This window comes from Mesorhizobium argentiipisi (SeqCode) (assembly GCF_037179585.1).
In the GTDB taxonomy this organism is placed as follows: Bacteria; Pseudomonadota; Alphaproteobacteria; order Rhizobiales; family Rhizobiaceae; genus Mesorhizobium; species Mesorhizobium argentiipisi.
Genome location: NZ_JAPYKO010000036.1, coordinates 1 through 22,061 on the forward strand (window position 1 = coordinate 1; position 22,061 = coordinate 22,061).

The 22,061-nt window shown below is 60.4% G+C and carries 18 protein-coding genes; 8 read left to right on the forward strand and 10 right to left on the reverse strand.

The features are described 5' to 3' along the window. Positions 1 to 110 precede the first annotated feature (110 nt). The 4 genes from O7A05_RS30245 to O7A05_RS30260 form a co-directional block, all read right to left on the reverse strand. Positions 111 to 1,550: a hypothetical protein gene (locus tag O7A05_RS30245; RefSeq protein WP_337096878.1), complete on the reverse strand. Its 1,440-nt coding sequence runs from the start codon at positions 1,548 to 1,550 to the stop codon at positions 111 to 113. 12 nt (positions 1,551 to 1,562) lie between these two features. Next, positions 1,563 to 2,417: a hypothetical protein gene (locus O7A05_RS30250; protein ID WP_415927077.1), complete on the reverse strand. Its 855-nt coding sequence runs from the start codon at positions 2,415 to 2,417 to the stop codon at positions 1,563 to 1,565. 151 nt (positions 2,418 to 2,568) lie between these two features. After that, the gene (locus O7A05_RS30255) at positions 2,569 to 3,492 is read right to left on the reverse strand and encodes a restriction endonuclease (protein ID WP_337096881.1); all 924 of its coding nucleotides are present in this window, start codon (positions 3,490 to 3,492) and stop codon (positions 2,569 to 2,571) included. A gap of 815 nt (positions 3,493 to 4,307) precedes the next feature. Beyond that, positions 4,308 to 4,985, reverse strand: coding sequence for a GntR family transcriptional regulator (locus tag O7A05_RS30260; RefSeq protein WP_337096882.1), 678 nt, complete (start codon positions 4,983 to 4,985; stop codon positions 4,308 to 4,310). Positions 4,986 to 5,099: 114 nt separating this feature from the next. Here O7A05_RS30260 and O7A05_RS30265 point away from each other — a divergent pair, with 114 nt between their 5' ends. Genes O7A05_RS30265 through O7A05_RS30300 form a run of 8 tightly spaced genes read left to right on the forward strand, consistent with a single transcriptional unit; the run spans position 5,100 to position 13,854 of the window. After that, a complete protein-coding gene (locus O7A05_RS30265) occupies positions 5,100 to 5,687 on the forward strand; it encodes an amino acid synthesis family protein (RefSeq protein WP_337096958.1) in 588 nt (195 codons plus the stop codon). After that, positions 5,680 to 7,476, forward strand: coding sequence for an alpha/beta fold hydrolase (locus tag O7A05_RS30270; RefSeq protein ID WP_337096884.1), 1,797 nt, complete (start codon positions 5,680 to 5,682; stop codon positions 7,474 to 7,476). Before O7A05_RS30265 ends, O7A05_RS30270 begins: the two co-directional genes overlap by 8 nt. Further along, complete coding sequence (locus O7A05_RS30275; protein ID WP_337096886.1) at positions 7,473 to 8,510, forward strand: LLM class flavin-dependent oxidoreductase; 1,038 nt, start codon at positions 7,473 to 7,475, stop codon at positions 8,508 to 8,510. Before O7A05_RS30270 ends, O7A05_RS30275 begins: the two co-directional genes overlap by 4 nt. Before the next feature lie 10 nt (positions 8,511 to 8,520). Beyond that, entirely contained in the window at positions 8,521 to 9,993 is a 1,473-nt protein-coding gene (locus O7A05_RS30280; protein ID WP_337096887.1) for an aldehyde dehydrogenase, read from the forward strand. Positions 9,994 to 10,052: 59 nt separating this feature from the next. After that, positions 10,053 to 11,057, forward strand: coding sequence for an ABC transporter substrate-binding protein (locus tag O7A05_RS30285; protein ID WP_337096888.1), 1,005 nt, complete (start codon positions 10,053 to 10,055; stop codon positions 11,055 to 11,057). A gap of 58 nt (positions 11,058 to 11,115) precedes the next feature. Beyond that, positions 11,116 to 11,976, forward strand: a complete 861-nt coding sequence (locus O7A05_RS30290; RefSeq protein WP_337096889.1) for an ABC transporter permease — start codon at positions 11,116 to 11,118, stop codon at positions 11,974 to 11,976. 1 nt (position 11,977) lies between these two features. Continuing rightward, positions 11,978 to 12,778 (forward strand): ABC transporter permease, encoded by an 801-nt coding sequence (locus O7A05_RS30295; RefSeq protein WP_337096891.1) that lies wholly within the window; start codon positions 11,978 to 11,980, stop codon positions 12,776 to 12,778. Further along, positions 12,775 to 13,854: an ABC transporter ATP-binding protein gene (locus O7A05_RS30300; protein ID WP_337096892.1), complete on the forward strand. Its 1,080-nt coding sequence runs from the start codon at positions 12,775 to 12,777 to the stop codon at positions 13,852 to 13,854. Before O7A05_RS30295 ends, O7A05_RS30300 begins: the two co-directional genes overlap by 4 nt. Positions 13,855 to 14,309: 455 nt before the next feature. Here the strand turns inward: O7A05_RS30300 and O7A05_RS30305 are convergent, their stop codons facing one another. The 6 genes from O7A05_RS30305 to O7A05_RS30330 form a co-directional block, all read right to left on the reverse strand. Next, the gene (locus O7A05_RS30305) at positions 14,310 to 16,070 is read right to left on the reverse strand and encodes an ABC transporter ATP-binding protein (protein WP_337096893.1); all 1,761 of its coding nucleotides are present in this window, start codon (positions 16,068 to 16,070) and stop codon (positions 14,310 to 14,312) included. Next, positions 16,067 to 16,948 carry an ABC transporter permease gene (locus tag O7A05_RS30310; RefSeq protein ID WP_337096894.1) on the reverse strand — a complete coding sequence of 294 codons (882 nt, stop codon included), beginning with the start codon at positions 16,946 to 16,948 and terminating at the stop codon, positions 16,067 to 16,069. The genes O7A05_RS30305 and O7A05_RS30310 overlap by 4 nt, the downstream gene beginning before the upstream one ends. Beyond that, on the reverse strand, positions 16,945 to 17,910 hold the full coding sequence (locus O7A05_RS30315; RefSeq protein WP_337096896.1) for an ABC transporter permease: 966 nt from the start codon (positions 17,908 to 17,910) through the stop codon (positions 16,945 to 16,947). The genes O7A05_RS30310 and O7A05_RS30315 overlap by 4 nt, the downstream gene beginning before the upstream one ends. An 84-nt stretch (positions 17,911 to 17,994) precedes the next feature. Further along, a complete protein-coding gene (locus O7A05_RS30320; protein WP_337096898.1) occupies positions 17,995 to 19,545 on the reverse strand; it encodes an ABC transporter substrate-binding protein in 1,551 nt (516 codons plus the stop codon). Positions 19,546 to 19,609: 64 nt separating this feature from the next. Then, complete coding sequence (locus O7A05_RS30325) at positions 19,610 to 20,272, reverse strand: helix-turn-helix transcriptional regulator (protein WP_337096900.1); 663 nt, start codon at positions 20,270 to 20,272, stop codon at positions 19,610 to 19,612. A 109-nt stretch (positions 20,273 to 20,381) separates the two neighbouring features. Next, positions 20,382 to 21,962, reverse strand: coding sequence for an amidase (locus tag O7A05_RS30330; RefSeq protein ID WP_337096902.1), 1,581 nt, complete (start codon positions 21,960 to 21,962; stop codon positions 20,382 to 20,384). Positions 21,963 to 22,061 lie beyond the last annotated feature (99 nt).

Consider the following 22,061-nt stretch of genomic DNA (forward strand, 5'->3'; position numbering starts at 1 on the left):
CGCCTGGTGCTCCTTCAAAATGCCGATGATCTGTTCGTCGGAAAATCTCGATCGCTTCATTGCCCTGTCTCCTCATCCGGATGACAGGCTATCCTCAAAGCGAGGACATTTCAGGGGAGCACGTCAAACTCCCCAAATGATTTCGCGTCGACAGGCGCTGCGTGACCGTTACGATCTTCAAAGAACAGCATGCCAGTATCGCCATGCCCACTGAAATGTAGCACTTGCGGCTTCTCATTGAAAAGGCCGTCTTGAATCTGGTCCACGCGAACAGCCCACTCGTTAACGACTACAACATCGACCACTGCATTCTGAACCACCCTCAACTTGTCCTTGAGATCGCGAACTTCTTCGTCGAGCCGCAGGCGATCGGCGTCCTTCGGCGCTGCCAACAGCATGAGCGCTTTCACGGTCTGCCTCACCGGCTTGGTCTTCTTGAATGACTGCATGAAATCGTCCTCCTCGCCGAAGAGATCGGCCGTGCCCATGCGTAGGTCCTGCAGAAGCAATTTCTTGTAGAGGGGTTGGCCTTCTGCTCCAAGCCGAAGATGGTCGCGCAGTTCGGGGTTCGCATCAAATAGCTTGAGGGCTTCTTCCTCGTACATCACACATACGTTGGAGAACCGAGCGAAATGCTGGGCAAGCAGCTTGCGAACGTATTCGACAGACTCCTGCTTGGACCAGTCAAGCATGATGCCTTCAAGCCCCTCGTAGTAGACCGAGAGCAGGCCCTTCGCCATCCCTTCACGCGCGTCGGCGTTGGGTAGGTACGGTCCGTCAAGCATCAGAGCATGTCGCTTGTCATGATCGCTCTCGCGCATTGCGACAAGCTGCATGATCTTCGCCTGAACGTTTGATGGCAGTGCATCCACTAGGTGTGTGCTCACGCCCAAATCGTGCATCCCAAGCTTCTGATTCTCGATGATTGCCCAGACCGAGTACTGCACCACGATGTCGTCGGGGTAGGTTCCAAGCGCTTTGATAATCTGTCCGTTGCTGTGCTTCGGGTGGAAGAGGTTATCGACACCCCGGTTCAGCCCTACGGTTATCAGGGCCAGCTTCAAAATTTCCTTGTCTGCTTTGTCAATGTCGATGCGCACCTTGGAAAGATCGAGGAACTTTGGATCGGTGTTTTGGAGTGCCGCGAGTGTACGCAAGCACGGATCGCAGTTCTGAAATAGATCAATCTCCTCTATCCGACCGCCATGCATGCTCGACAAAGCAGCAATACCAGCCGCAGTAATTTCTGGATCACCATCATAGTGCTTCAGAGCGAGCCTAACTGGGTTGTCGGACTTCGTCCTTCGACCCAATTGACCCAATGCGTTGAGGCTCCAGCGCACGACCTTCCGGTCTTGGTTGCTTTGAAGCAAAAGACCGTCAATGGTGGTCTCAACGGCCTCCAAGCTCTCGGCGTTGAAGCGCGCTCCACCACGGTACATGCGGGAAACGTCTTGCAGCGCCTTCTTCTTGCGACGTGTGTCGCCGTGGTCCAGTTCGAACCTGAGAAACGCCGTCTGTTGAGTGGTGATGACCGGTGAGAGCGCCATTCATTACTGCTGTTAACGGATACAGTCCAACGCAGCGCGAGACCAAGGTTCGAAGTCGTCGATATTGTTCGCCCGCGATGACATATCGAACCAACATACATCATTCAGTGATAGACGCCGAGTGGTAGGCTCGAACCATTCAGGGCACTTCCACTGCATTATCAGCAGTATTGTCGGTTTATCGCCCGAGTAATCCAGCTTCACGATGTCTGTTGACGCGGGAAGGTCGACCTGTCCCTCGCTCGTGAAGGAGCGCAAAGAGAGATCAAGGTCGGTCAGCAATGCCTCAAGCGCACCTTCGGCCGCACCGTAGTCGCCCTCCGAGAACAACGTATTGTCGGTAAAGCCAACGATCCCAGGAAACCCGATCGTGCGACGGTTGGCAAACTGGTCGCGGTCATCCCGATATCGTCCTACGCGATAGGAGAGGACGCACTGGGCGCGCCGCACGAGCGAGAACGACCAGATCATGATGAAGTCGGATGAGGTGTGTTTCGGATCGACATACTTGACTGCGTCGTGGCGTTCGGCGTCCGCGACGAGGTCATGCCACCTATGAAATTTCGAGAACCGGTCCGACATGACGTATTTCGTCGCCAACGCGAGACTCGGCTCGTTCAATAGGTCGCGAGTTCTGCGCCGCGCCGGGAACGCGGTCTTGAATTTCTGCGGGATCGACGGATCGGACATCAACTCGGTGAGAAAGAATACGCCTGGCTCGGTTCGATAAAACAGCGTGTGACGACGGTTGTAGAGGATCTCCTCGCTGAGTCTTGCCTGCAAAGTCTTGAATTGCGTCTTGCCGTACAAATGATCGGGCACGATCCCAGCCCGATACGCCGCGCTTATAATGGCGCGCGCGCTCATCGGCCTCTTTGAAGCTCTTAGCACCCGTTCTGCGATGTCGAGATAGGAGTCCATCTGCCACCAATTTTACTGGCTCTTTCTACGATAGCAGAGCGACGGCAAAGACGCGATTCCGGAGTGACGATCGGACGCCCAATTGACCTATTGTGCCTCATGGTCTCCGAAGTGCGGCGCCGGCCCATTCCCTGATGTCGCCGTTAAACAAATCCTGGCCCGAGATGATTTGGCCTCTTGCGTTGCGCCATTCTTGGTAGGGCTTTACCTGTGGCGGCAACAGCGCCGGCTTCTCGCCATTGCTCTCCCGGAGCATCTCTAGGAGGCGATCACCATCCACCAAATCCAGATGAAGCTTATGTTTTGCGCCAGCGGCTTTTGCAGGCATCGCTTGCGCTACTCGTGTGAAATGGGACGCCGTTGTCACGAAGACACCATGGTCTACCCGTTCGAGGACCATGGCACCTACGAAGTTCCTGACCTCCTTGACAGATTCGGCTTGTGGCGTGATACGGCGCTTCACTTGGACGGCTCGTCGGATCGCTCCGCCCTCCGCCACAAGATAGAGGTCGATCCCACCGTCTGCACTGTTGGCGTTCGCCGAGACCCTGATGACCTGGCAGCCGTGGTGTTCCTGCAGGAGGGAAGCGACCAAGTCTTCCGCCTGCCGTGCCGACAACAGGGTCCTGTCCTCCCAGCGCTTCACCAGATGTCGCTGAAGCGTTTCAATGGGAAGCGTCGTCTCCCCGAGATCGATCTCCGATTGGAGAGCGTGGGTCAGTTCCCACCACGTGGCTCGGGACACCTTGCCCGGATAGTCGGGGAGTGACACTTCGCTATCTTGGCGAAAGTGCCACCATCCACACGATGGGCAAATCTCTACCGTGAGCCATCGAAATTGTATGTGTCCGGGTTCGAGTGGCTGGGTGGGCAGTTCGTGCTCGAACGCGAGTAGGCCAATCGAGCAGCAGGGGCAGATCCGCTCCCGTAGCGCGTTTGAGAAAAACATCGCTCCAGCGTCGAGATCCACGTGGTCATAGTTGAGGATGCCGGTGTGGACGTTTCGCTTGTACTTAGTCACCACGCACCTTCCACTATTGCTAACACAAACACCCGACCATAATCACGTTTTCACACCTGGAAAAGAGCAATGATCCGTATTTGATGGGGATCTCTATATAGATTTTTCATGAAGCGCTCTCCGATTTTGAAGCGCTATAAAGATATATATTACCAGCGCAACTACGAAACTCTTCATCACCGAGAGTGAGTGTTCTTCCGGTATCGCTGGCTTAGCTCTGGATCGATATACCGGACCCGCCCAGATTGCACTCCAACCCTCGCGCCTGGAGTTGGGGGTGGACTGACGCACTCATTTGCTGAGCCCGACAAAAAGGGCAGCTTGCGGGATTTCGCTATCCACCCGTGAATGGCCGTAATGGGGGCGTTGGCCGAATGTCAGCCTTCTCAGTGAGCCAGCCAGAACTGGACAGTCAGCAGACGGCCCCTTCCGGTCATTCACAAGCCGAAGTGAGCCAGTGCTGTTGACGTCGAAAACACATAGGCCGCCACCACATGTTCGCCTTTTGTGCTTCGAAAGTCGCATACAGGGCAGACTGGAGTTCATGCGCGAACGAACGCTAGCCGCGTGGAAAGGCGATCCGGAGAAAAGCCAAGAGGTCCTATCTTCGACGATCTCTGGAACGCTTCGTGCAACGATCAATAAGCGCAGCGGACAAAAGGCCGGGTCACGCCGTTTTGCCACTGGGACAATTGCGCAGTCACGATAAGTATTGCACTCGAACAGTCCGAAGTTTGCTTTAAACCGCTCGGTCAATGGATATGTCTCGGCCCTAGAGACAGGGCGGCTGTCCGTGGTTTGACAGGGCCGAACAACTAAAGAAGGTCGAGGCGCAGCCTGTCGCGCGCTATCTGCCAGGCGGATTCAACATGCCGCCGCGCCGCCGCTTCGGCTTCGTCGGGCTTGCGCGATCTGACGGCATCCATGATTTCGGTCATCTCGGCAATCGCCGGTCCACGGCGGTTGGCCGACAGAATGGTCATGGAACGCAGCTGGTTGATGCGCACATTGAGCCCGATCACGATCTCCCAGGCGACGCGCTTGTCGGCGGCCTCGAAAAGCACTTCGTAGAACTTTGTCGTGGCCCGCATCACCTCGGCCGGCTTGCCGGATGCCCAAGCTTCGACAAGGTTGGCCAGCGCGCTGTCGAGCAGGGCCAGTTGCGCATTCGTTGCGGACATGGCGCAGGCGCGCGCGGCTATGCCTTCGAGCAGCGCCCTGAGTTCGTAAATCTCGTCGGTGCGGCCAAGGTCCGGCTTGGCCACGGCCGGACCGTGCCCCGGTATCATCTGCACCAGGCCTTCGGCCTCCAGCTGGCGCAAGACCTCGCGCACGACCGAACGGCTGACGCCGAGCTGGTCGCAAAGCGGCCGCTCGACCAGCCTTTCGCCGGGCTGGAAATGGAAATCCATGATCGCCTCGCGCATGCGCTCCAGCGCCAGTGTTCTCAAGGTCTTGGCACTGCGGTCGATGCGAAGCGTGTCGTCTGACATGGGCGGTCTCCTGCCTCGCCACGAAAACAGATTCCATGGCCGGTTGACAAGTTTCTTGGCGCTCCATAGCATGGTATACCATAAGATGATATGGCACCGACGACCGAGGACTTCATGCAGCCCGTCATTCGCAAGATCGTCACCTACACCGAGAACACGCTGATTGAGGGCGGCAAGGCAGCGCCTCGGCCGCTGCGCCTGATCGGCGTCGCGGCGGTGCTTACCAATCCGTGGGCCGGACGCGGCTTCACCGACGATCTGTCACCCGAAATCCGCGCCTGTGCGCCAGTGCTGGGAGAGACGCTGACCCGGGAAATCATCGCCATCGCCGGTTCGGGCGACGCCATTGAGGGCTACGGCAAGGCCGCGATCTGCGGCACGTCGGGCGAGATCGAACACGCTTCGGCACTGATCCACACGCTGCATTTCGGCAATTACTACCGCCGTGCCGTGGGCGCCAAGACCTATCTCGCCTTCACCAATCTGCGCGGCGGCCCGAACACACCGATCATGATCCCGCTGATGGACAAGAACGACGAGGGTCGGCGCTCACACTACCTGACGGTGCATTTCCAGATCGGCGACGCGCCGGCGCCGGACGAGTTGGTGGTGGCGCTCGGCGCCTCGATCGGCGGCCGGCCGCACCATCGTATCGGCGACCGCTACCAGGACCTCAAGGAAGTGGGCGACCTGCATGGCTGACGCACCCGCATCGGCATGGGCTCGACAGGGTACGGCGCCTGATGGCACCGGCTTCATCCGAGCCGGCTCGGGCGCGCCGGTGCTGTTCATCCACGGCGTTGGCATGAATGCCGCGATCTGGCAGCCGCAGATCGAACGAATGGCCGGCAATTGGGATGTGATCGCCATCGATATGCTCGGCCATGGCCGGTCGCCGCTGCCGCCGCCGAGCCCGGAACTGGCCGACTATGCCGATCAGGCCATTCGCTTGCTCGATCATCTCGGCCTCGACAAGGTGTCGGTCGTCGGCCACTCGATGGGCGCGCTCGTCGCCCAGGAGCTTGCATTGCGGGCACCCCAGCGCGTTCGCGGCATCGTATCGCTGAATGCCGTCTTCCGGCGCCCACCCGAATTGGCCGAGGCCGTCCGCCAGCGCGCGGCCGCCCTCACCGGCCAGGGCGACGCGGCTGGCACGGCACAGACCATTGCCCGCTGGTTCGGGGATCCGGTGCCGGCCGAACTCGAGGCGGCGGCGGGCAAGACGGCGGCGGCGCTCAGCGCGGTCGACCCGGAAGGCTACGCCCGCACCTATCGGCTGTTCGCCCGTGCCGACGGCGACCACGCTGAGCGCCTGCAGACGCTTGCCGTGCCGGCCCTGTTCATGACCGGGTCCGAGGACAGGAACTCCTCGCCGGCAATGTCGGCCGCTCTGGCACGGTTGGCGCCGCACGGCCGCTGCATTGTGCTTGCCGGCGAACGGCACATGATGGCGGTGGCCGCACCGGACCTCACCACACGCCGCATCGTCGGCTTCCTCGAAGCGGCGGAGCAAGGGGACGGGACGGTGACTTCCGGTTTCGACAGCGGCGACTTCCGCCGTGCGCTCGGCTCCTTCCTTACCGGCGTCACCATCGTCACCACGATCGGGCCCGAAGGCGAGCCGCGCGGCTTCACAGCCAACTCCTTCACCTCGGTGTCGCTCGATCCGCCGCTGGTACTCGTCTGCATTGCCCATAAGGCCTTGGGCCATCCCGTCTTCGCCACCTCGAAGAGCTTCGCCATCAACATCCTCAACGAGGATCAGAAAGCGGCGTCCGGCATCTTCGCCTCGAAAGCGGCCGACAAATTCGCCTCCGTGGCCTGGCGTCCAGGACAGACCGGCAGCCCGTTGCTGGACGGCTCGGTCGCGTCCTTCGACTGCGACATGGAGCGGCTGGTCGACGCGGGCGACCATTCGATCCTTATCGGACGCGTGCGCGATTTCGAGCACAACTCCTCGCAGCCTCTCGGCTACTGCCGCGGCGCCTATGTCGCACCCGGCCTCAGCCAGGAGGCACTTGCCGCCGCCCAGCCCGGCACCGATGTCGGCGCCATCCTCGAAAATGGCGGCAGGGTCCTGTTCCTGGAAACAGCGGACGGCTTCGAACTGCCGCGCGGCCGGGGACTGGGCTCGGCCAGCGATGGCAAAAGCCTCCGTGGGCTGCTTACCGCGAAGGCTGTCGAGGCCCAGCTCGGCTTCCTCTTCGCCGTCTGGGACGACGCTGGCAATTCGGCGCGCACGCATGTTTATTATCGCGGCACGTTCGACGTGCCCGCCTCCAGCGATCGTGGCATCCGGCTGGTCGACATCGACGTGATCGGCGACTTGAAGATCGTCGATCCGGCGGTCCGCTCGATGCTTGCCCGCTATGTCAGGGAATGCACGCAGGACGCCTTTGGCGTCTATGTCGGCAATGAAATGGAAGGCGAAGTCAGGCCGCTAGGCAAAGCGCCCGTGTCCGCTGCCTCCTATACAGGTGACCACAGATGAAGTTCTCGCTCTTCGTGCATATGGAACGCTCGGATCTCGCCAAGCCGCATTCGGAGCTTGTCAGCGAGCTTGAGGAGCTTGTCCTGCAGGCTGAACAGGCCGGCTTCGAGACCGCCTGGATAGGCGAGCATCACGGCATGGAATTCACCATCTCGCCGAACCCGTTCATCAACATCGCTTATCTGGCGGCCAAAACGAGCCGGATCCGTCTTGGCACGGGCACGATCGTTGCGCCCTTCTGGCACCCGATCAAGCTTGCCGGCGAAGCGGCGATGGCTGACGTCATCAGCGGCGGCCGGCTCGACATCGGCATCGCGCGCGGCGCCTACAGCTACGAGTATCAGCGTCTCTTCCCCGGTCTCGACGCCTGGGGCGCCGGCCAGCGCATGCGCGAAATGGTGCCGGCGATCCGCGGTCTGTGGGACGGCGATTTCGAACTTTCCGGCGAGTTCTGGACATTCCCGCCGACCACCTCCTCCCCCAAGCCCCTGCAGAAACCCTATCCGCCGATCTGGGTGGCGGCCCGCGACCCGAACTCGCATGACTTTGCCGTCGCCAACCACTGCAAGGTCCAGGTAACGCCGCTGGCTTCAGGCGACGGCGAGGTGGCGAGCCTGATGCAGCGCTTCAACGCCGCTTGCGCCGCGCATCCCGAGATTGAGCGCCCGGAAATCATGCTCTTGATGCACACATTCGTCGCCGAGGACGCGGCCGATGCCGACCGACTCACCCGGGACCTGTCGACTTTCTATTGCCAGTTCGGCGCCTGGTTCCAGAACAAGAAGCCGGTGCATCAGGGTGTGCTGGGGTCGCTGACCCCAGACGAGATCGCGGCGATGCCGCAATACGCGCCGGACAAGATCAGGCAGAACCTGGTGATCGGCGAAGCCGACGAAGTCATTGCCCGGCTGAAGGCCTATGAGGCGCTCGGCTACGACCAGTACTCGATCTGGATCGACAGCGGGCTCTCGCACGAACGCAAGAAGAAATCGCTGCAACTGTTCATCGACCGGGTGATGCCGGCCTTCCTCTGATAGCGAGCCCATGACCGACGCTCTTTTCAGGAACTTCATCGACGGCCGCTTCGACGAGCCGTCCGCGACCTTCGACAGCATCGATCCGTCGACCGGCGCGCCATGGGCCAGGATGCCGGCGGCCAGCGAAGCCGATGTCGACCGGGCCGTCGAGGCGGCGCACCGGGCGCTGCGTTCGGGTCCGTGGACGGCGATGACCGCCACCGCGCGCGGCAAACTGCTGGTCAAGCTTGGCGACCTCGTCGCCGCCAATGCCGGGCGTCTTGCCAAACTCGAGACGCGCGACACCGGCAAGATCATCCGCGAGACCCGCGCCCAGATCGCCTATGTCGGCGACTACTACCGCTACTATGGCGGCCTCGCCGACAAGCATGAAGGCGCGCATGTGCCGATCGACAAGGCGGATCTCGACGTCACCATCCGCCGCGAGCCGATCGGCGTCGTTGCGGCCGTGGTGCCGTGGAATTCGCAGCTCTTCCTCTCCGCCGTCAAGCTCGGCCCGGCACTTGCCGCCGGCTGCACGGTCGTGCTCAAGGCCTCAGAAGATGGCCCGGCGCCGCTGCTCGCCTTCGCCGAACTCGTCCAGCAGGCCGGCTTTCCCGAAGGCACCGTCAACATTCTTACCGGCTTCGGCCAGGATTGCGGCCGCCGCCTGACCAGTCATCCTCTGGTCTCGCGCGTTGCCTTCACCGGCGGCCCGTCCACGGCCCGTGCGATCGTCAGGAACACGGCCGAGAACCTTGCCTATACGACGCTGGAACTCGGCGGCAAAAGCCCCGTGGTCGTCTTCGCCGATGCCGATCTCGACAGTGCCGCCAACGCGGTCGTCGCCGGCATTTTCGCCGCGACTGGCCAGAGCTGCGTCGCCGGCTCGCGGCTGCTGGTCGAACGTTCGGTGAAGGACGAATTCCTCGCCCGGCTGAAGCGCAAGGCCGAGGCGATCAGGATTGGCGATCCGCTGGACCCCGCCACCGAAATGGGTCCGCTCGCCACGCAACGCCAGCGCGACTGGATCGAGAAGATCGTCGCGGAAAGCCTCGCCAAGGGCGGCAAGCTGATCACCGGCGGAACCCGGCCCGCTATCGGCGCTGGCTTCTACTACTCGCCGACCATCATCGATGCCGGCGACAGCAATCTGCCCTGCGTGCGCGAGGAATTGTTTGGACCGGTGCTCAGCGTGCTCGCTTTCGACACCGAGGCTCAAGCGCTGACGCTCGCCAACGACACGCCCTTCGGCCTGGCTTCCGGCGTGTTCACCAGCAATCTCGGCAAGGCGCATCGCATGGCGCGCGACATCCACGCCGGCGTCGTCTGGGTCAACACCTATCGCGCCGTGTCGCCGCTAGTGCCGTTCGGCGGTTACGGCCAGTCGGGACTCGGCCGCGAGGGCGGGCTCGACGCCATCAGAGACTACACGCGCTCGAAATCCGTCTGGATCAAGACCTCGGACGAGCCGATCCCCGATCCCTTCGTCATGCGCTGAGGCGCGCAGGACAAAGGTGCACTGAGAAAAACAAGAACAGACCAACAGAGGAGAATGACATGAAACTGATCCTGACCGGCCTGCTGGCCGGGCTCCTGGCGGCGACCGCCGCCAAGGCCGACGAAATGGCGTTCACCAGCTGGGGTGGCACAACGCAGGAAGCACAGACCAAATCCTGGGCAGCGCCCTTCGAAGCCAGCTCCGGCATCAAAGTCCTTCAGGACGGGCCGACCGACTATGGCAAGCTCAAGGCCATGGTCGATGCCGGCAACGTCACCTGGGACGTGGTCGACGTGGAAATGGACTTCGCCATCAAGGCCGCCAAGGATGGTCTGCTGGAGCCTATCGATTATGCGATCGTGCCCAAGGCCGACCTCGACCCGCGCTTCAGCAATGAGCATGCCGTCGGCAGCTTTTATTATTCCTTCGTGCTGGCCTGGAACAAGGGCGCCGTCTCCGGTGAACCGGCGAGCTGGGCCGACATGTTCGACACCAAGAAGTTTCCCGGCAAGCGGACCTTCTACAAATGGTCGGCGCCGGGCGTCATTGAGATCGCGCTGCTCGCCGACGGCGTGCCGGCGGACAAGCTCTATCCGCTCGACCTCGACCGCGCCTTCAAGAAGCTCGACACCATTAAGTCGGATATCGTCTGGTGGAGCGGCGGTGCCGAATCGCAGCAGCTGATCGCTTCCGGCGAAGCTGCTTTCGGCCAATTGTGGAACGGCCGCGTCTTCGCGCTCCAGCAGGACGGAACCGATGTCGGCGTCTCCTGGAACCAGAACCTCACCGCCGCCGACGTCCTTGTCGTGCCGAAAGGGGCGAAGAACAAGGACAGCGCCATGAAATTCCTGGCTGCGGCCACCAGCCCGGCCGGCCAGGCGAAATTCGCCGAGGCCAGCGGCTATGCGCCCATCAATACCAAGGCCAAGGCCGAAATGCCGGCCGATGCGGTCAAGGCCTTGCCCGATGCCCATGTCGACGGCCAGATCAACCTCGACATGAACTACTGGGCCGAGCATCGCGACGAGATCGCCACGCGCTGGTACGCCTGGCAGACCAAGTAGCGCCATGAAAACCGGCGGGGCGCGGACCGCGCCCCGTTCGGATAACAGGAATCGGCCGATGCACGGAAACTCTCTCAGAAGCGGCTCGATTGCCGGCCTGCCGGCCGACAGCGGCGGCGCCTTGCCGGCCCTGGTCCTGGTCGGCCTGTTCTTCGTCGTGCCGGTCGTCGCTCTTTTGCTGCGCAGCGTCACCGATCCCGAGCCTGGCCTGCAGAATTATGCCGCGCTGTTCGGCAGCGGCACCTATGTGCGGGTGTTTCTGAACACCTTCCTGGTCGCCGCCGTCGTCACCGCCGTCACCATCGTGGTGGCGTTTCCGGTCGCCTGGATGCTGGCGATCATGCCGCCGGCCCTCGGCTCCATCGTCTTCGGCATCATCATCCTGTCGATGTGGACCAACCTTCTCACCCGCACCTATGCCTGGATGGTGTTGCTGCAGCGTACGGGGGTAATCAACAGGACGCTGATGGGACTGGGCATCATCCAGGAGCCCCTGCCGCTGATCAACAATCTCACCGGCGTCACCATCGGCATGGTCTACATCATGCTGCCCTTCATGATCCTGCCGCTGGTCGGCACGCTGCGCGCCATTGATCCGATGACGCTGCGCGCCGCCGCCCTTTGCGGGGCAACCCCGTTCCAGGCCTTCCGCCGCATCCTGTTGCCGCTGTCGCTTCCCGGCATCGCCGCCGGCGGGCTGATGGTCTTCGTCATGTCGCTTGGCTACTTCGTCACGCCTGCCCTGCTCGGCGGCACGTCCAACATGATGCTGGCCGAGATGATCGCCCAGACGGTGCAGTCGCTGCTCAACTGGGGACTCGGCAGTGCCGCCGCCTTCGTCCTGCTCATCGTCACCATGGCGCTCTACGCGCTCCAGCTTCGTCTGATCAGCGCCAAGCGCCCCGCCGGAGGGCTCTGATATGCTGCTCGACTATGACAGGCTCGGATGGCTGCGTGTGGCGCTGGCCGGCTTTACCGCGATGGTCGCGGCTTTCCTGCTGCTGCCGGTGGTCTTCATCGTGCTACTGTCGTTCGGCTCTTCACGCTGGCTGGCCTTTCCGCCGCCCGGCTGGACGCTCAAGTGGTACGAACAGCTGTTGGCCGACCAGACCTGGATCGATGCCGCGCTGACCAGCGCGAAAATCGCCGCCATGGCCGCCATCCTCGCCGTCGTCATCGGCCTGTTCGCGTCCTTCGCTTTGGTCCGGGGTGAATTTCGCGGACGGCAGATCCTGCGCGGGCTGCTGCTGACGCCCATGGTGCTGCCGGTGGTCGTGTTCGCCATCGCCGTCTACGCTTTCTTCCTGCGCATCGGCCTGGCCGGCACCACGATCGGCTTTGTCATCGCGCACACCGTCCTGGCATTGCCCTTCGCCATCATTCCGATCACCGCTGCGCTCGAGGGTTTCGACAAATCCATCGAGGATGCGGCCATCGTCTGCGGCGCCAGCCCGCTGCAGGCGCGGCTGCGGATCACATTACCGTCGATCAAGATCGGCATCTTCTCGGCCGCGATCTTTGCCTTCCTTGCCTCATGGGACGAGATCGTGGTGGCAATCTTCATGGCGAGCCCGACCTTGCAGACCTTGCCGGTGAAGATCTGGGGCAGCTTGCGCGCCGACCTCAGCCCGGTTGTCGCTGCCGCCTCCAGCCTGCTCGTCGGCCTGACCTTGTGCCTGATGATCGTGACCGCACTCCTTCGCAGAAAATTATCGAGATGACCCGGTCCTTCCTGTCCATCCGCGCGGTGAGAAAGACGTTCGGCGCCTTCGTCGCCGTCCATGACGTCACCATCGATGTGCCCAAGGGCGAGTTCCTGACGTTCCTCGGCCCGTCGGGCTCCGGCAAGTCGACGACGCTCTACGCCATCGCCGGCTTCCAGGATCCGAGTTCCGGTGACGTGTTGCTGGAGGAAAAATCGCTGCTGTCGGTGCCATCGCACAAGCGCAACATCGGCATGGTGTTCCAGCGCTACACGCTGTTTCCGCATCTGAGTGTCGCCGAGAATGTCGCCTTTCCGCTGCGCGTGCGCCGCCGGCCCGACGGCGAGGTCAGGCGCAAGGTCGCCGACATGCTGGCGCTGGTGCGCCTCGAGAACTTCGCCGACCGCTATCCGGGCGCCCTGTCTGGTGGCCAGCAGCAACGCGTGGCGCTTGCCCGCGCACTCGCCTACGACCCGCCGATCCTGTTGATGGACGAGCCGCTGTCGGCGCTCGACAAAAAGCTGCGCCAGGAAATCCAGGCCGAGATCCGCCGCATCCATCGCGAGACCGGCGTCACCATTCTCTATGTCACCCACGATCAGGAAGAGGCGCTGCATCTCTCGGACCGCATAGCCCTGTTCAAGGAAGGACGCATCGAACAGATCGGCACCGGCGAGGACCTTTACCTAAGACCAGCCAGCGAGTTCGTCGCCGGCTTCATCGGCAATTCGAATTTCCTGCCCGCCGAGCATCTGGAAAGCGCGGCCGGCACGGCGACGGTGCGGCTTGCCGATGGTTCGGTCGTGGCCGGCGTGAAGACGACGCAGGCCTTCGATCGCGGCCAGAAGGCGCGGCTGATGGTGCGCCCCGAGGCCTTCCGGCTCACGCCCGGACCCGCATGGGCGGCACTTGCCGTCGAGATCGTCGATACCGCTTTCTTCGGCGACCGCAAGCGCGTCGTGGCGCGAACCGCCGCCGGCGATGAGATCGATGTCAGGCCGACTTCGGACGCGGCGGAGCCGGATAGCGCAGATGTAGCGTTACGCGGGCGAGTTTTCTTCGATCCCGCTTCGGCATTCTTGTTCCCGGCTTGAAGCAAGATTGATAAGATAAGTCCGTTTCTCTGCGAAAAATTTGGGCGCTCAACGCGGAGCCGTCATCCCCGGCGAGAAATAAAATTCGATGGTTATCGATTACAGCTGAAGCGGCGGGGTTCCCGTGTCAAAGCGATTTAGAGACGCGACATCGCCACCAAGTTAGAAATGCGACAGTGACGCTCTTCCCTGGCTCCAGCATGAGCGCCCAATCGGGCGTCAGCTGGTCGGGGTTGCGCAGCCCGATCGGGGGTGAACCTGCCGGCATCGCCAAAGTTGCGAACGGATTCAATGGATCGGAGTGGCGCGGTGTCAGAGCCGTTTCGGCATCCAGGCTATGCATTGTTCCAGGCGTTCCAACGTCGCTCTTTGAAACTGACGTCGAGTTTTGGCTCGATCACAGGCGCGACGACCGTCTTCGCGAGGTTGTGGGCACCCGGTCCTTTCCGACCGTATCAAGCGTCAACGAGTTCGAGCGAATTGGCCAGCAGATGCCGGGTGTAGTCGGCCCTTGGGGCGAGCATCACCTGATCGGAGTTGCCAAGTTCCACTAATCGACCAGCGTTCATGACCGCCACATCATCCGCGATGCTCCTGACTACGCCAAGGTCATGCGTGACGAAAATGAGGCTGAGACCGTCCCTCATCAGCCCGCGCAAAAGCTCGATTATGGTTGCCTGCACCGAAACGTCGAGGGCCGACGTGATTTCGTCGCAGACCACTATTTGTGGACTGCAAATGAGCGCTCGCGCAATGGCGCAGCGTTGCTTTTCACCACCCGAAAGCTCGTTGGGGAAACGATCGAAATAGCTGCTCGGTATCCCAACCCGTCCCAACGTTTCCTTAACCCGCCGTTGGGCGTTGTTGCCGTGCACTCCGAAGAAGTGACTATAGACACTCACAATGCTGTCGCCGATGGTACGTCGCGGATTGAGAGATCCGTAGGGGTTTTGGAAAACATATTGGATGCTCTGCTGACTTCCCCGATCACGCCTGCGGCAATTAGGCTCCAGTCGCCGGCCCTGAAGTTCTATTTTTCCGTCCCACTGGCTGTGCAGTCCAACGATGGATCGAGACAGCGTCGACTTTCCGCTCCCGGATTCACCAACTACGGCAAAACACCGGCCAGGGTGAAGATCGAGATTCACATCGTGAAGCACCGCATGCCGCCCATATGAGGCATTAAGCCCGACGATCTGAAGCAGGGGTTGGGCAGCCGCTGCATCCTCGCGCTCTATCACCGAAAGCAGGCGCTCGAGCGGACCTTGAATGGGCCAATGACAGCGGACCAAATGGTCAGCTGGCCCAGATTCAGACAAGTCCGGCTCGATTTCACATTTGGCTCTTGCGAATAGACATCTGGCTCGGAAAACGCATCCTCCGGTCATTCGGTTCGCTTCCACCGTCCCCGGAATGGACCTCAATTCGCGCCGCTCTCGGATCGAGGGGATCGCCTGAAGCAACGCGCGAGTGTAAGGATGCGAGGGTCTCGCAAAGAGATCCCTGCATTCCGCATATTCGACGACGCGTCCGGTATAGAGTACCAACACATGGTGCGCGACGTGAGAGACCACTGCCAAGTCGTGCGAGACGTAGATGGCCGATATTTGGTATTGGGTACACAGGCGGCTAACCATCCGCAGCACATCATTCTGCACCGAAACATCAAGCCCGGTTGTCGGCTCATCAAGTACGATAAGCCGCGGGTGTGCAGCGATAGCCATCGCAATCGCGATGCGCTGCAACTGACCACCGGAAACTTGCGTCGGATAGCGCTCCAGAAACTCCCGCGTAGATGGAAGTCCCACTTCTGCCAACAAGGATGAGACCCGCTCGAGAGCTTCTGCCCGATTCATCTTGTTTCGGCCAGTGACGAGTCCTTCAACTAGCTGCTCGCGCAGCGTCAGAGCGGGATTGAGTGAGGCATTCGGATCCTGGGGAACATAGGAGACCAGCTTGCCGCGCATACTGCGGATTTCGGTCGCCGTCTGCGACAGAATGTCCTTGCCATCGATCTCGACCCGACTTCCTTTGGAAATGCAGGTGCCATTGCGAGCGTAACCCAACATCGCCAAGGCAACCGTCGTTTTGCCGGATCCGGATTCTCCGACAATCCCAAGCACCTTGCCTGGCTTGATTTCGAACGAAACACCTTTGACGATAGGCTTTCCAGAGCCGGCGAGCTCGATTCCGAGATTGTCAACGAACACACTCATTGGGCTTCTTCCTTGTCGGTCCGGCCCACGACCCGCGCTATGCCTTCGGCGAAGATGTTTCCACCGATCGTGAAGATCGCGATAGCCGCGACCGGCGCCAAAACTGCCCACGGCTGAATGGAAAGGGCGTTGCGATTTTCATTGATCATCAAGCCCCAGTCTGCTTCGGGCGATTGGATGCCGTAGCCAAGGAAATTAAGACCAGCTAGCGCCGAAATCGCCCACATCAGGCGGAGTCCGACTTCGACTAAGAGGGGTGAGGTAATGTTCGGGAGCACGTCGCGCAGGAGGATGCGATAGCTCGGGACCCCAATCGCTTGCGCATGTTGTACAAACTCCCGTCCGACCACGGATAGGGCTGCACCGCGTACGACCCGCGCGCCTGTGGGCGCCAGTGAGATGCCGACCAGCAACACCAGCAGCAACTTGCCCGAACCGAACATAGTTACGAACAGGAGGGCCACGACAATGCTGGGAAAGGCCAGTTTCAGGTCGATCAAGCGCATAATCGCGTCATCCACGCGTCCCTTGAAATAAGCTGCGCTCATTCCGAGCGTGGTTGCCAACGTCAACGCAATCGCTGTTGCGGCGAGAGACATCCAGACCAAGCTGCGACCTCCCCAAAGAAAACGCGACAGAACGTCCCTGCCAAGGGTATCTGTGCCGAGCAGGAAATCTCGTTGGGGTATGTCGAAAGGGACCCCGACGAGCTCGGTCGGCCCATATGGCGCGAAGAACGGGCCGGCGATCGCAAGGGCGACTACCGCTAGCATAAGCATGAAGCCAATGCGCACGCGCGTAGAGCCAACGAGGCGCAGCACGAGCGAGCTGGCATGCTTTTCGGGCAACATCGTCATCGTAAGCTGCCTCTCTGTCATTGACCTTCTCCACGTCCGGGCGGGGTCAGCAACGCGGTCACCATATCGGCAACGATGTTGGATACGATAAATGTGGTTGCGATCAGCAGCACGATAAACTGGACGACAGCGAGGTCTCGGTTGCCAACTGCGTCGGTGAGCGCCGTTCCTATCCCGGGGAATGCAAATACATACTCAATTACGACAACGCCGCCGACGCAGACCGCAAACACGGTAGCCGCGGCCTGCAGGGCCGGAACCGCCGCGTTCGGGAGAGCATGACGGAACAGGATGCGGCGCAACGACAAGCCTTTTAGCTCAGCAAACTGAATGTATTCGGTGGAAAGGACGTCAATGACGGCAGATCTAATCAGTCTATACAGATATGTGATTTGCAACAGGAATAGAGTTAAGCAGGGAAGAACGAGAGAAGGCAATTGCGAGGTTATTGCTAATCCCGGAGACAATATCGAAAGAGCCGGAAGAATATGTAAAACATTAGTGCTGAACAGTATAACCAACAGAACAGCCAAAACAAATTCGGGCAACGCGTTCACGCTCAGTGAAAATGCTAAAACGAAACGATCAAACCATCTGTCTTTATATAAGGCGGTTATTAGTCCGAGAAGCATTGAGAATGGCAATGCAAAAAGCATACTTATGGTCACGACAACGAATGTGTTTTTGACGCGAGTTCCAATGAAGGACGCCACCGGCAATCCGGCGATATGTGAATATCCAAAGTTGCCGACGAAAATGCCGCCAAGCCAGGAGAAATATTGAGCGATTATCGGATCATTCAAATGCATTTGGGTGCGTAGCGCCGCGACCTGATCCGGTGTGGCGTCGGTGCCAAGGATCATGGCCGCGACGTCACCCGGTAAGGCCTGCGTTGCCGCGAAGATAAGGGCGGAGACGAGCACGAGCAGAACAGCGCTAATTGCCATCCGTCGTGCGAGCCATGCCATCTTGCCATTTTTCACGTCGAGTTCCTTTTTGACAACGGCATCAGCGGGTCGGAGTGTCCGACCCACTGCCCTAACCCCTGGGCTGATCACATTGGGTAATCAGGCAAGCCAAATGTTGCGCACATAGTACAAGGGCGAGTCGACGCTGTACGGGACCAACCCCTTCACGTTGTCGCGGTAGCCGTTGAGAACATTTGCGAAGCCCCAAATGAGGTTGCCACCGCGTTCGTTCTCAATCGCTCGCATCTTGGCGATTGTATCGCAGCGCTCTCCTTCATCGGTCGAAGCCATCGCCTTCTCTTGAAGGGCGTTGAACTCCTTGTCATCCCAATGGGCCGTATTGAACGGCGAGCCTGGAAGGAGGCTGCGTGTCGCGACTGGCAGATAGAGATCCGACAGGAAATCCACGCCGAATGTCCATTGCGGGTAGTTGGCAATGAATGGCGCCATCTCCAGGATTTTGACATTGATTGTAACACCAGCCTTTTTGGCTTGTTCAGCCAGGATCTGACAGCATTCAACCATCCCTGCTGTTCCGCGATAGGCGATCATGTCGACCTTCAGGCCGGATTTCCCCGCCTCGGCGAGGAGGCGCTTTGCCTCTTCGATATCCTGCTTACGCTGAGGCACGGCGGAAGTCGCGCAAGGCGTAACTGTCCGTCCGTTCATGTCATTTCCGACAAGACCGTAGCCGGACAATGCCACTTTTACCATCTGCTCGCGATCGGCAATGAGCATCATCGCCTTACGCACACGCACGTCGTTGAACGGCTCGATGTCCGTGCGCATGTAGATCGGGATAGACATCGTGGATGGGTTGTTCAGGATGTGTAACCCGGGGTCGGCCTCGATAACCTTCGCTTGCGTGTAGGGAATTGTGTAGGAGATATCCACCTGACCGCCGCGGAGCGCATTGATTGACGCGACCTCCTCGCCGACATTAATCAGAACTACCTTGTCCAGGGGAGGGCGTCCTCGGAAGTATTGTTCGTTCGCTTCGAATACTGACTCCTGGCCAACTGCGAACGAAACGAATTTAAATGGGCCAGTTGCGATCGGTTTTGCCGGATCAAAGTTGCGGGGAACCATTCGAAGGTAACGGTTTGCCCACACATTGGGGAAAAGCCCGTACGGCTTTTTCAGCTTGAAGACCAAAGTATGGTCATCCACTTTCTCAATCGCCTTGGGATCGACAAATCCGATCAGCGAGCTCCCTTTGGTGGGATTCTTGGGATCGAGGATGCGCTCGACCGTGTAGATCACATCGTCGGCGACAAATTCGTTACCGTCATGGGTTTTTACACCCTTGTGCAGCTTCACCGTCCATTCGGTGGCATCCGAGTTCGCCGTGAAGGACTCCGCCAGGACAAGCCCGACGGTCGAGTCGGGCAGATATTCGGTGAGGCCGTCGGTAAGGCTGGTGAAACGCACAATGTCGGCGACGAAGCCTTGCGTGCGGTGAGGGTCCAGCGACCCGGTCGCCGAACCCGGCACGGCCACGCGCAGCGTGCCACCTTGCTTGGGCGTTTCGGACTGCGCAAAGGCAATGCTCGGTCCTCCTGATACCGCTGCGAAAACCCCGAGAGCAACACCGGCTTGCAGAACTTGCCGGCGCGAAAGCTGTGATAGAAAAGTGTTTTCTTTGGTCATTGTTCATTCCCCTTGTTTGCTTTTGAGTAGAGGTCTCTAGACCTGAGCCGTTTTCCGGTCTTCTTCAGGCCGCGTTCTCGAACCGTGCTCCCCCGTGAAGGGGTCTCGCTGCCCTTATGATCAAAGCTGCCAATTCGGTTCGGTTCGTACAGCCCAGCCGGGCGAGTGCGTGATTGAGGTGAGTCCGCACGGTCGAGAAGGTGATGCCCAATGCCTCGGCGATCTCACGGTCGCGCATACCTCTCGCAACGAGAGTCGCGACATCGAGTTCTCGGGAGCTCAACCGTCCGGGGCTGCGGGCACAGCGCGTGAGTGCCGCGCAGAGATATGGGACGACTGCGGCGATCATAGTGATCATGCTGCTGGAGAATGCCCGACCTCGGTGGTGCCACAACCGGAGCGTCCCTAGCGTCGTTCCGCCGTTGTCGAGTGACAGACAAACGCACTGGCGCAGGCGCCTGACGCGGCTCGGCGACCCGTCACTCAGATGCCAGATTTCAAGATCGTCGCCGCCGGTGCGTGACTTTTCGGAAACCTCAGCGTGCAGTTCCAGCCGTTCTCTCTGGTCCAGAACCGAACTCAGCGACACACGAATGGCTCCTGCCAATCTGGAAATGTCGGCTGCCGCCACTTCGTAGATTTCCTGTCGAGTTCGGGCATTTTCCAGCTTTGCGATGATGGTCCCGAACAGCCGGAGATCCTCCAATGGAACGTCTATGTTCGCCATGGCTTCTTTTCGGTCGGGACCTGTGGGCGCACAATCTCAGGAACTGTATCGGGGAACCGCTCCTGAGACTTGGTCCGCGCGGACAGCAAGTTGATCATGGGGGCCAACATCACGCCGCGAGGCCACCCGCGAACCATTTGGGCGTATAGGCTCCCAGTTTCTCGAAAGCAGCCGAGGCCTGCAGGAGCAAAGCGTCCTCCAAATGCCTGGCGCTCAGCATCATGCCGACCGGCATTCCGCCGACAAAGCCGCAAGGGATGCTGATGCTCGGGTGACCGGTCAAATTGGTCGTGACGCAATTATGCGTCATGTTCAACGCCTGCCCGACATACTCTCCTACCGGGGTATCTGGCGCACGTGCAGAGGTCGCCGTGAACGGGATCGTCGGCATGGCCAGCAGGTCGTACTGGTCAAAAGCAGCGTTCAAAGCGTTCAACACGAGGTGGCGCTGGTTTTGTGCCTTCCAGTAGTAGCGCATGCCTTGTGAGTCCTTCAGATACTCCGTGGCTAACACCGAAGTGATCGCTGCATAGGGGAGGTCATTTGGGCGCGCACGCAGTCCGCGCTCGAAAGCGATGCCGAGGCTGGAATTGTAGTAGCCGAAACTGTTTGAACCGTTGCCGGCGCCGTCCACCATAAATTCGGCGCTGCCAAGTGTAGCGATGACGTTCCAGATGTGGCAGGCAAGCAGGTGCATGGGGATCGAGACATCGTGGACGGTCGCGCCAAGCGATTCGAACTTACGCACTGCGGCGAGCACCGCCTCGTCCACCGCGGGGTCTGACGCGGGGACGCCAATATCCTTGCCATCACGGGCGAAGCCCTCACGAACGATGCCGATCTTCTTTCCCGCGACACCCCCGTTCAAGCCAGCCACGTAGCTGGGACTGAACCCGCCAGGCAGGATTCCGCGCTGCCGTGGGTCGAAGGGGTCGGGGCCAGCAATCGCCTGCAACAGACGTGCGAGGTCCTCGGTCGTGTTTGCCATCGGCCCGACATGGTCCAGCGTCTTCTCGATCGGAGCAATACCCGTATAGGGAACAAGCCCGTAGGTAGGTTTCAGCCCATAGACCCCCGACCAGGCTGCCGGCAGCCGGATCGAGCCGCCCTGATCACCTCCGATGGCTATGTCGGCTCCGCCCGTTGCCAGAACCGCAGCGCTGCCTGACGACGACGCTCCTGGGTTGCGCGAGGAATCGTATGGATTGCCCACCGCGCCCAAGGCCGAAGTGTAGCCGGCGCCGGAAAAACTCAGGTCCTCGGTGTTGGTCTTGCCGACGATCTTGCCGCCGGCGTCCAGGATCCGCGTGACAATGGTCGCATCCACATCGGGAGTGAACCCCTCCAGCAATTTTGAGCCGTTGCGCATCGGCACCCCGGCGACACAAACGGCATCCTTGATGCCAATCGTCTTGCCTCTCAGCACGCCCTCGCTGGCGCCTTCTATTTGACAGCGCCAGGCCCAGCCATTGAGAGGATTGTCTTCAGCCGCAGGACGCCAACCGACGGTCCGCGGATATTTTGTGGGCAAGGTTTGTTCGGGAATGCCGTCGATGACGCGGCAAGCCGCCAGTGTGCCGCCAATCAGGTCGCTGTACTGACGGAGCTCGTCGTCACTCAGGTCCAGGTGTTTGCGCTCCGCCAGTTCACGCATCTTCGACTGGGTAGGCTGCAACGGACCGATGGGCATGGACGACCTCCTGAGCAGAATTGCAGGCGCGCCCGGGGCTAGTACGGATTACCTGCCGGATCGGCCAGCCAACGTCCCAATCATGGCGATCTTGTCCTT